Consider the following 11869-nt stretch of genomic DNA (forward strand, 5'->3'; position numbering starts at 1 on the left):
CCTGTACGCCAACGCCTCTGTGGCGCGGTCCGCATAGCCAACAAAATATATTCGCGCTATCAATTAATTTTCTCTGCAATCACAGTGCAGGGTTTACAGACACTTAATTTGCACATTCAGATATTTATAGCTATATCATTTTTACAGCAAAATAAATAATACCTGCACAAATAATAAGGCTTATAAAACACGAAAATATAAATAAATAACAGTTTCTCATGTAAATAATTAGCTTCGCCCTGATGTTGCCACATTGATTGCTGGCGGATCTCGGTCGCTCTAAAGAAAGCAACGGTAAATACTGTTTTATTCACAGTATTTTCGCCGGGAGCGCCCTCATCCCTTCAGAAAATATGGCCACGTCTGACACGCCGTAAACAATAACTCTGCTGGAGTAATAACTGTATGAGCCAAATATCTGTTATATCGAAACTAACTGGCGTGGAAACGACCACGGAAGGGACACAGATAACACTCGATCACTCCTCAATCGTTAAACTTAACGTGGATCGCGCCGACATCTCAGGTTACTCCCGCAGCGGAAACGATCTGGTGATTACCCTCCACTCGGGCGAAGTGATTACCCTCAAGAATTTCTACGTCACCGACGCGCAGGGCGTGAGCCAGCTGGTGCTTGAGGAGAGCGACGGTGCGCTGTGGTGGATTGAAGATCCAACCGGTGCCGCCACCTATGAATCCATCGCCTCCACGGACGCCCTACTGGCGGCGTCAGGGAGTGATACCGGCGGCGCCGCAGCGTGGCCCTGGGTGCTGGGTGGCCTGGCCGTCGCCGGTGGGATTGCCATTGCGGCAGGAACCGGCGGTGGAGGTGGCGGGGATGACGATAACAACAGCCCGAATCCCGGCAATCCGGGAAATCCTTCCGAGCCAGATACCACGCCTCCGGATGCCCCCACCAATCTACAGGTCTCACCTGACGGCAAAACCGTCACCGGTACCGCTGAGCCAGGCAGCACGATTACCCTGAAAGATGCCGATGGCAACACCATCGGAACGGGCAAAGCGGGCAGCGACGGGAAATTTACGATTGATCTGGGCACGCCGCTCACCAACGGGGAACAGATCACCGCCACCGCCACCGATCCGTCCGGCAATACCAGCCAGGGCGGTCAGGTCACGGCACCGGATCTCACCGCACCGGACGCCCCGGCCAATCTGGAGGTCTCCCCTGACGGCAAAACCGTCACCGGTACCGCTGAGCCGGGCAGCACCGTTACCCTGAAAGATGCCGATGGCAACACCATCGGAACGGGCAAAGCGGGCAGCGACGGGAAATTTACGATTGATCTCGGTACGCCGCTTACCAACGGAGAACAGATCACCGCCACCGCCACCGATCCGTCCGGCAATACCAGCCCGGGCGTTCAGGTCACGGCACCGGATTTAACCGCGCCGGATGCACCCGAGATTGTCACCGTCAATGATAACGTGGGCGCCGAAACAGGCCCGCTGAGCAACGGACAACGCACGGACGATGCGCGTCCGACGTTCAGCGGCATCAGTGAAGCCGGCACCGTCATTACCTTCTATGACAACGGGAAACCGATTGGCACCGCCACAGCCGATGCCACCGGGAAATGGAGCTTTACCCCGTCGACCAACCTGTCTGAAGGCAACCACGCCATTACCACCACCGCGACCGATGCCGCAGGCAATACCAGCCCGGCGTCCACGGCGGTAACCTTCGTGGTCGATACCGTCGCGCCTGGCGCGCCAGCGATCGTCAGCATCACCGATGATGTTGCGCCTGGCACCGGCACGCTCGGGAGTGGAAGCAGCACCAACGACCCGCGGCCACAGCTCACCGGCACGGCGGAAGCGGGCTCGACGGTCACCATCTATGATAACGGCATTGCCATTGGCACAGCGGTTGTGGGCAGTAACGGAAGCTGGAGCTTTACGCCGTCGGTGAATCTGAGCGAAGGCAGCCACCAGCTTACCGTGCGCGCCACCGACGTCGCCGGTAACACTGGCCCGGCCTCGCCGGTCTTTACCGTCACGGTAGATGTCACCGCGCCGCAAACGCCTTCCGGATTTATCATTAACGACGACACGGGCGTACTGAAAGGGGCGATCGGTGCCGGGCAATTTACCGATGCCTCAGAGCCGCGCCTGACGGGCAGAGGCGAACCGGGCAGCACGATCACGGTTTACGATAACGGCGTTGTTATCGGCACCACCACCGTTCTGCCGAACGGTACCTGGAGCATCACGCCGACGAGTCCACTGGCAGAAGGCACACACTCGATTACCCTGCGGGAAACCGATGCGGCAGGCAACCAGAGCGGTCTGTCTCAGCCGATCAACTTTACCGTCGATCTTACGCCGCCAGACATGCCGGTTGCGACGCTCAACTCCGCAGGCACCCAGATCACCGGTACCGCCGAGCCGGGCAGTAAAATCGTCATCACCAACAATGCCGGGCTGCAAATCGGGACCGCCACTGCCGACAGCAACGGCAACTATGTCGCCAACCTGAACCCTGCGCAGACCAACGGTGAGATTATCTCCGTGGTCGCCTCCGATGCCGCAGGCAACCAGAGCTCACCGGCGCTGGTTAACGCAGCGGATATCACCCCGCCTGCCGCACCGGGCAACCTGGTGGTGGCGGAAGACGGGGCCAGCGTCAGCGGAACCGCCGAGCCAAACAGCACAATCATCATTAAAGCGCCGGACGGTACGATCATCGGCCAGGCCACCGCCGGTCCGGACGGCACATTTACCATCCCGATTTCGCCAGCCCAGACCAACGGCGAAGCCCTTGAAGTGACGGCCACCGACGGCAGCGGTAACACCAGCCCGTCTGGCTTTGCCGACGCGCCAGACAGCACCCCACCGCTGGCGCCGGAAAACGTGGTGATCTCTGCCGACGGCACCACCGTAACCGGTACAGCCGAGCCGGGCAGTACCGTCACCATTCGTGAAAATGGCGTGAAGGTCGGGGAAGCGGTCGCCGACGATCAGGGGAATTTCAGCGTAGATCTGATCCCGCCGAAAGCCAACGGCGAAGCCCTGACCGCCGATGCCACTGATACCGCCGGAAACACCGGTCCGACCGCGCCGTTTGACGCGCCGGACATCACCGCGGCACAAACCCCGGTCATCACGGGCGTGGTGGATGATGCCCCCGGCGTCACCGGTCCTGTCAGCCAGAACGGTCTCACCAACGACAGCACGCCTACCATCAACGGAACGGGCGAGCCTGGCACCACCATCACCCTCTACAGCGGTACTACCGAAATTGGCACCGCAGTCGTGTCGGCGAACGGTCAGTGGTCCATCACGCTGGAAACCGCGCTACCGGACGGCGGGCACGTACTGACGGCGACGGCGGTTGACGCCAACAATAACCTCAGCGGGACATCGAATACCTGGAGCATCACGGTGGATACCGCCGCCCCGGGCGCGCCGGCCATTACGCAGGTCATTGATGACGTACCGGGCCGCACGGGTGCGCTCGACACCAATGAAACCACCAACGATACGCTCCCGACGCTGAACGGTACCGGTGAGCCGGGCTCCACCGTGACGATCCGTCTGGACGGACAGGATATTGGTACTGCCGTTGTCAACAGCGGTGGCGCATGGACCTTCACGCCTACTACCCCATTAGTGAACGGGCAGCATACGTTCACCGTCGTCGCGAGCGATGCGGCGGGCAACGCCAGCGCACCATCAGCCGGCTTTACCTTTACCGTCGATACGACTCCGCCACCGGCGGCCACCATTGACATCGTTTCCGATAACGTGGGGCCCGTGCAGCTTCCGCTTAACAGCGGGGACACCACCGACGACACGCTGCCGCAGTTGCAGGGAACCGCACCGGACGGCACCACCATCACGATCTATGACGGAACCACCCTGCTCGGCACGGCCGTGCTCGACGGCAGCGGCGGCTGGAGCTTCACGCCAACCACGCCGCTGACGGACGGCCCGCACTCGCTGACGGTCCACGCAACGGATGAGGCGGGTAACACCACCATTTCGCCGCCGTTTGAACTGGCGATCGACACCACCGCGCCTGCAACGCCGGATATTCCTGAGATCACCGTCAACCCGGACGGCGGCACGCCGGGGACGGCCCTGAATCCTGGGGAGACCACTCGGGATACCACGCCAACCCTGAGCGGCTCGGGCACGCCGGGCGATACCGTCAACATTTACGATGGCGACACCAAAATTGGTGAAGCCGAGATCGATGGCGACGGTAACTGGAGCTGGACACCCACCACTCCGCTGCCTGACGGCACCTACGATCTCTCCCTGACGGTGACCAACCAGGACAGCGCCGGGAACGAAAGCGCGCCGTCCACGCCGGTGACCATTACCATTGATACCGACGCGCCTGCCCAGCCGGGAACCCCAACGGTGACAGACAGCGTAAGCCAGATCACCGGTCCCGTGCTGGATGGCGAATCCACCAACGATCCGCGTCCGGTCCTGAGCGGCACCGGTACGCCGAATGACGTCATTACCATCTATGACCAGGTGGGTACAGGCGAGCCGCAGGCCGTGGGCAGCGTTACGGTGGACGGTAACGGTAACTGGAGCTGGCGTCCTGAGAACAACATTGGCGAAGGGACGCACGAATACACGGCGACCGCCACCGATGAAGCCGGGAACGAATCTGTGCCATCAGCCGGTATCACGATAACGGTCGATACCCTCGCCCCGGACACCCCTGTTATCAGCGACATCGCCGGCGCGCAGAACGGCGGGTCCACTAACGACACCACACCGACCCTGAGCGGAACCGGCACCACCGGCGAGACGGTGATCATCTACAACAACGGCGTGGAAGTGGATCGCGTTGAAGTCGTCAATGGCGGATGGTCCTATACCCTGCCGACGCAGACCGACGGCCCGCTGAATATCACCGTCGCCGCGGTGGACGATGCCGGTAACGTTAGCCCGGTAAGCCCGGTCTTTACGGTGGAGGTTGATACGCAGGCGCCAACCGTGCCGCAAATTGACGCCGTCTCTGACAGCCAGCTGACCAACAGCGTGCTTTACACCCGCGACGGTACGCCAACCCTCACCGGGATTGGCGAGCCGGGTTCGAGCGTCACCGTCTCCGTTGATGGTGTCGCCTCGCCGGTGGTCGTGGAGGTTCAGCCGAACGGGACATGGTCCTGGACCGCCGACCCTGCGCTGACCGAGGGGCCGCATACCTTCTCCGTGGCCGCGAGTGACGCGGCGGGAAATACCTCCGCCAGCTCCGGCGATCTCAGCGTGACGGTGGATACCCTGCCACCTGCAACGCCAACGAATATCGCCATTGCCGCGGAGGGCACCCCGCTGACCGGGACGGCAGATGACGGAACCACGGTGACGGTTCGTGACGCCAACGGCAATATCATCGGGACCGGGGTCGCGACGGGAGGCTCCTTCACCATCGCCCTATCCCCGGCCCAGTTGGATGCCGCGACGCTGACGCTCACCGCCACGGACCCCGCAGGCAATCTCAGCCCGTCAACCACCTTTGACGTGCCGGACTCTCCGCTCGAGCTGCCTGCGGTACCGGTGATTACGGCGATCAACGATGACGCCGATCCCGTCACGGGTGATGTGAAAGATAAAACCACCAATGACGTCACGCCTACCCTTACCGGCACCGCCGATCCGGGCAGCGTGATCGCCATTTATCAGGATGGGGCGCTGGTTCCGCTGACGAACGTTGTTGCGGATGATAACGGCAACTGGAGCTACACGCCGCTGTTGCCGCTGACGGAAGGGCCACACACCTTTGCCGTGACCGCCACGAATACCACCACCGGCGAGACCAGCGGGCAGTCGCCGATCGCGACCGTCACCGTCGACCTTACCGCCCCGACAGCGCCAGCCATCGGTGCGGTGACTGATGACGTAGGTCCGATAACCGGCCCAATCGCCGACGGGCAGAGTACCAACGACAACCGTCCTACCCTGACCGGGACAGGCACGGCCGGGGACACCATTACCGTGTACAATAACGGCGACCCGCTGGGCACCGTTGTTGTCGGTCCGACCGGCACCTGGAGCTACACGCCGCCTGCGCTGGACGACGGCAGCCACACCCTGACCGTGACCGCCACCGACCCGGCAGGCAATGAGAGCACCCCGTCGGCCGGGATCACCATTGTGGTCGACACCGTCTCCACCACGCCGGTGATTACCAGCGTGACGGATAACGCAGGCAATGCGGCAACGCCTGTCCCAAGCGGCGATCCAACCAACGACACCACGCCAACCCTGACCGGTACCGCCGAGCCGAACAGCGTCGTCGCCATTTTTGATGGCGCCACGCAGATTGGTACGGTGGCGGCAGACGGTACCGGCGCCTGGACATTTACCCCTGAAACCGCCCTCGGAGAAGGAACGCATGACTTTACGGTCAGAGCGACGGATCCGCAGGGCAACGTCAGCCAGCCGTCCGGCGTCTAGAGCATCAATATCGATCTGACGGCGCCACAGGTGCCGACGATCGATACGGTCAGCGACAACGCTCCGGGTGGCGTAACCGGCCCGCTTACCGCCGGGCAGGTCACCAATGACACCACGCCAACCCTGAGCGGCACCGGCCAGGCGGGTACCACCATTCACGTTCTGAATAACGGCGTGGAGATTGGTACCACTACGGTCGACGGCAACGGTAACTGGACCTTTACGCCGGACCCGGTTCTGACGGACGGGACGTATAACCTGCGCGTCAACGCCAGCGATGATGTCGGAAACGTCTCCGCCAACTCGCCAGTATTCGCCTTTACGGTGGATACCACTGGCCCTGCGGCCCCGGTGGTTACCACGGTGATAGACGATGTCAGCCCGGGAACGGGAATCATCGCCAGCAACGGTTCCACCAACGACACCCGTCCAACCTTCAACGGTACGGGGGAAGTGGGCGCAACGGTGCACGTTATTGTCGATGATGTGGAAATCGGCACGGCGGTCGTCAACGCCCAGGGTAACTGGACCTTCACGCCGACCACCGCGCTGGGTGAAGGGCCGCATACCATTACCTTCAACGCCACCGATGCCGCAGGCAATACCGGGGTCACCTCGCCACCGTTCAACCTGACGGTGGATACGTCGGTGCCCGACGCACCGGTCTTTACCCCTGCCACCGACAATGCCGGTCCCGTGCTGGGCCCGGTCGCCTCGGGACAAAGCACAGACGACACCACGCCAACGCTGAACGGCACCGCGGCAGCCAACGCGACCATCACCATCTATGAGAATGGTCAGCAGGTGGGCACCGCCGTGGCTGATGCCAACGGCGTATGGAGCTTCACCACCGGCACGCTGGCAAACGGCAGCCACACCTGGACCGCCACGGCAACCGATGCCGCGGGCAACGTCAGTCCTGCCTCACCAGGCTTTACGCTGGTTGTGGATACGACTGCGCCTGCCGCGCCGGTTATCACCCAGGCGATTGACGATGTTGGCACCATCACCGGGGCGATTGGCTCCGGCCAGACCACGAACGATCCTCTCCCGCGTCTGGTGGGAACCAGCGAACCGCTGGCCACCGTGAATATCTACGAGGGCACGACGCTGGTGGGCACCGGTACTGCCGATGCTAACGGCAACTGGACCGTGGATATCACCGTGCCGCTGGGCACCGGGTCACACACCTTTACCGCAGAAGCAACGGATCAGGCGGGGAACACCGGCGCGCCGTCCGCCGACTTCAGCCTGACCATTGACACCACGCCGCCAGCGCTACCGGTGCTGACCAGCATCACCGACGACGTCGGTAATGCTGCGACGCCTGTCGCCAACGGCGGGTTAACCAACGATGCACGTCCAACGCTCACCGATACGGCAGAAGCCGGCGCGACGGTAACCATCTATGACAATGGGGTACAGATTGGCACCGCGGTCGCCACCGGCGGCGCGTGGAGCTTTACGCCGTCCACCCCGCTGGCTGACGGGCCGCATAATCTGACCTTCTCCGCCACCGACGCCGTGGGCAACGCCAGCGCGCAAACCGGGGGTTACACCATCAATGTGGATGCCACCGCCCCTGTCGCACCGGCAATCACCTCGATTGTGGATGATGTGGGAACCGTCACCGGCCCTGTCACCGGCACCAACCCAACCAACGACACCCGTCCGACCTTAAACGGTACGGCGGAAGCCAATGCCACCGTACGTATTTACGACGGCACGACGCTGGTGGGAACCGTCACTGCCGATGCCAACGGCAACTGGACGCTGCCGCAAACCAGCACCACGCTGACCGAAGGCGCGCATAACTTCACCGCCACCGCCACCGATGCCGCGGGCAATACCAGCGCGCCATCGCCGATTATCACGATCAACGTTGACCTGACGCCGCCACCAGCCCCAACCGGGCTGGCGGTGATCACCAACGGGACGCAGGTTACCGGTACGGCGGAAGCAGGAAGTACCGTCACCATTACCAGCAGCACCGGAACCGTGCTTGGAACGGCCGTCGCGGACGGCAGCGGAAACTTCAGCGCCACCCTCACCCCTCCACAGACCGGCGGGGAGTCACTGATTGTCTTTGCTACCGATAAGGCCGGTAACGCAGGTATCACCACCTCCGTGATTGCCCCGATCACCACGATCCCGAACGCGCCGGTTATCGCTAACATCGACGATAACGTTGGCACGGTGACGGGCAACCTGACCAACGGGAAAACCACCGATGACACCACGCCAACCCTGAGCGGCACGGCGCAGCCAAACGCGACTATCACCCTCTATAACAACGGGGTGCTGATGGGCACGGTCACCGCAAATGCCAGCGGCAACTGGAGCTTCACCACGCCGGTGCTGAGCGAAGGGCCGCATGCCTTCACCGCCACGGCGAGCAACGGCTCGGGCACCAGCCCGATTTCCACCTCGACCACCGTCATTGTCGATCTCACTGCGCCAACGGCCCCGACCGGGACCTTCAACGCAGACGGCAGTGTACTGACCGGTAGCGCCGAAGCGGGCAGTACCGTCACCATCCGTCTGGCGGATAACTCAACGGTCACCGCCACGGCAGACAGCAACGGCTCCTGGAGCTACACCTTCCTCAATAAACAGACGGAAGGCCAGACGCTGCAAATCACCGCCACCGACGCGGCAGGCAACGTCTCGCTGCCCGGCTCAGCCCTTGCGCCGGTGGTGCCGCTCTCAGCCAGCACCAACGTTGAAGAGCTGGCGCTGACAACCACCGCAACGGTGACCAACTCGCAGTACAGCGACTATGGTTTCCTGCTGGTGGGCGCCGTAGGTAACGTGCTGACGCTGCTCGGCAACGACACCGCGCAGGTAGGTTTCACCGTCGGCAGCGGCGGCAGTGCGGATATTGCCGTGAACGCCAACGCCACGGGGGCCGTACTCTCCCTGCTCAATACCCTTGAGCTGATGGTACAGCGCTTTGACGCCGCCAACAACACCTGGACCACCGTGGTCGACACCGGACAGCCGCAGTTCGCTGACCTGCTGACCCTCGGTGCGACGGGGGTGTCGCTGAACCTGACCGGCCTGGCGGATGGTCAGTATCGCGTCCTGAGCTACAACACTAACCTGCTGGCAACCGGCTCTTACACCAGCCTCGATGTGGCGGTGAAAGAGACCAGCGCAGGCACCGTGTCCGGCGAGACCAGCGTTGTCGGGAACGTCATCACCGACGTGGATCCAACCGCAGGCAGCGACAACGCCCCGGCGGGCACCACCGTCACCGCGGTCACCAACGCCCAGGGCACCACCACCAGCGTCACGGCTGACGGCACGGTGATTCAGGGGCAGTACGGCACGCTGACCATCAACCTGGACGGCAGCTATACCTATAACCTGACCAACACCAGCGCCGCCGTCATTGGGCGCACGGAGAACTTTACCTACACCATCACCCACAACGGCACCAGCGCCTCGGCAAATCTGGTGCTGTCGCTGGGCGAAGGCACCAGCAGCAGCGGTATCGTGGCCGTGGACGATACCGCCTCGCTGACCTTCGATACCACCGTGGAGGCGATTAACAACGGCACCTCGTCGCAGGGCGGCTTTACCCTGGTGGGGATCAACCTTGGCAATACGCTGGGGCTGAACCTGCTGGACGATCTGGCCAACCCGATCATCTATAACGTGGAAGAAGGCACCACCCGCACCATGACCGTTCAGGCGTCCGTGGGCGGCGTGGCGCTGGCCTCGGTGTTCGACCTCTACATCTATAAGTTCAACAATGCGACGCAGACCTTCGAGCAGATGCGCGTTGAACCCGGCTGGCTGCGCGCGCCGCTGCTGGGCGGCACCTCCTCGCAGCTGACGCTGAATCTGCCCGCCGGTGAGTACCTGTTCCTGCTCAATACGGCGGCGGGGATCACCGCGCTGACGGCCTACACGCTGAACGTCTTGCAGGATCATGTCTACAGCGTGGCAAGCGTGAGCGAGAGCACCACCGGGGATGTGCTGGCGGATGATATTGCGCCAGCGGGTACCGTGGTCTCCGACGTTAACGGCGTGGCGGTGAACAGCAGCGGTCTGACGGAGATCACCGGCGAGTACGGTACGCTGCGGATCAACGCGGCCGGGGAGTACACCTACACCCTGGACAGCGGGGTCGGCGCGGACCATATCAGCACGCCGGATACCTTCGTCTACACCATCACCGCGCCTGACGGCTCGAAAGACACGGCATCGCTGAACATCACCCCAACCGCGCGCCCAATGGATGCGGTAAACGATGTCAGCACCGCGATGGACGTGACGTCGGTGCACCATACGTCAACCTATACGGATACCACCGTCGGCACCGCCAGCTGGACTACCGCCCTGTTGGGGTCAACGCAGGGCAGCGGAAGCGGGACCTTCGTGGTGGATGCAAACACCGCGCTGCATAACGCCTCGCTGCACTTTAACGTGGCCTCGCTGCTGGCACTGGGCGGGCTGACGGTGAACTGGTCAATCACTGACGGGACGAATGTGATTCGCAGCGGCTCCTTCAGCGGAGGCTCACTGCTGGGCGGCAGCATCGACGTTCCGCTGACCGGGCTGGATCTCAACGCCGGGACCTATACGCTGAACTTTACCGGCAGCGTACCGGGGCTGAGCGTGGGGAACATCACCATTACCCCAAGCGTAAACGGCACGACCTACTCCCTGTCGCAATTCGACGCGACGGGCACCCACACCGTTGACGGCAATATCTTCGACGGCACCGGCTCCGCAGGGGCAATGGACCAGCTGCACTCGGTTGATACCCGCGTGAGCATCACCGGCTTCGACGGCGTGACCACCACGCTCGATCCGTACACCGGCAGCACGATGTCCAACATCACGGGCCACTACGGGACGCTGGCGATTGCCGCTGACGGCAGTTACACCTATACCCTCAACCCGGGGATCTCGCTCTCTACCATTACCAGCAAGGAGGTCTTTAACTACACCCTGACCGACGCCAGCGGCACCACGGATACCGCGTCGCTGACCATTGACATGGCGCCGAAGTTTGTCAGTTCGGAGCATAACGATGTGATTAGCGGCACGGCCTACGGCGACACGCTGATTTATCAGGTGTTGAACAATACGGCGGGTAACGCTACCGCAGGTAACAGCACGGGCGACCACTGGACGAACTTCTCCCTCACGCAGGGAGACAAGATCGACATTGGCGATCTGCTGGTGGGCTGGAACGGTAGTGCGTCGACGCTGGGGAACTATGTGTCTGTTTCACAAAGCGGTAACAATACTGTGATCTCCATCGACCGTGACGGCACGGGAGCCGCCTACACTAAATCTGCGCTCGTTACGCTGGACAACGTTCAGACCACCTACGACGAGCTTGTAAACCAGCAACACATCATTACCTGATAGCACCTGCAAGAAATGACCCGGGCGCGCACAGCGCCCG

The 11869-nt window shown here is 62.3% G+C and carries 1 protein-coding gene and 2 pseudogenes; all 3 read left to right on the forward strand.

Annotated features, from left to right (window positions below; translation table 11 throughout):
- Positions 1-405 precede the first annotated feature (405 nt).
- Entirely contained in the window at positions 406-6444 is a 6039-nt protein-coding gene (locus tag ACQG0T_RS17680) for an Ig-like domain-containing protein (RefSeq protein ID WP_426723858.1), read from the forward strand.
- A 15-nt stretch (positions 6445-6459) separates the two neighbouring features.
- Positions 6460-11445 (forward strand): annotated as a pseudogene (locus ACQG0T_RS17685) (BapA/Bap/LapF family large adhesin); the annotation flags it as partial.
- Between the two features lie 147 nt (positions 11446-11592).
- Positions 11593-11829: pseudogene (locus tag ACQG0T_RS17690) on the forward strand (type I secretion C-terminal target domain-containing protein); the annotation flags it as partial.
- Between the last annotated feature and the right edge of the window lie 40 nt (positions 11830-11869).

The organism is Enterobacter cloacae complex sp. 302F9 (genome assembly GCF_050030335.1).
GTDB classification, from domain to species: Bacteria; Pseudomonadota; Gammaproteobacteria; order Enterobacterales; family Enterobacteriaceae; genus Enterobacter; species Enterobacter hormaechei_C.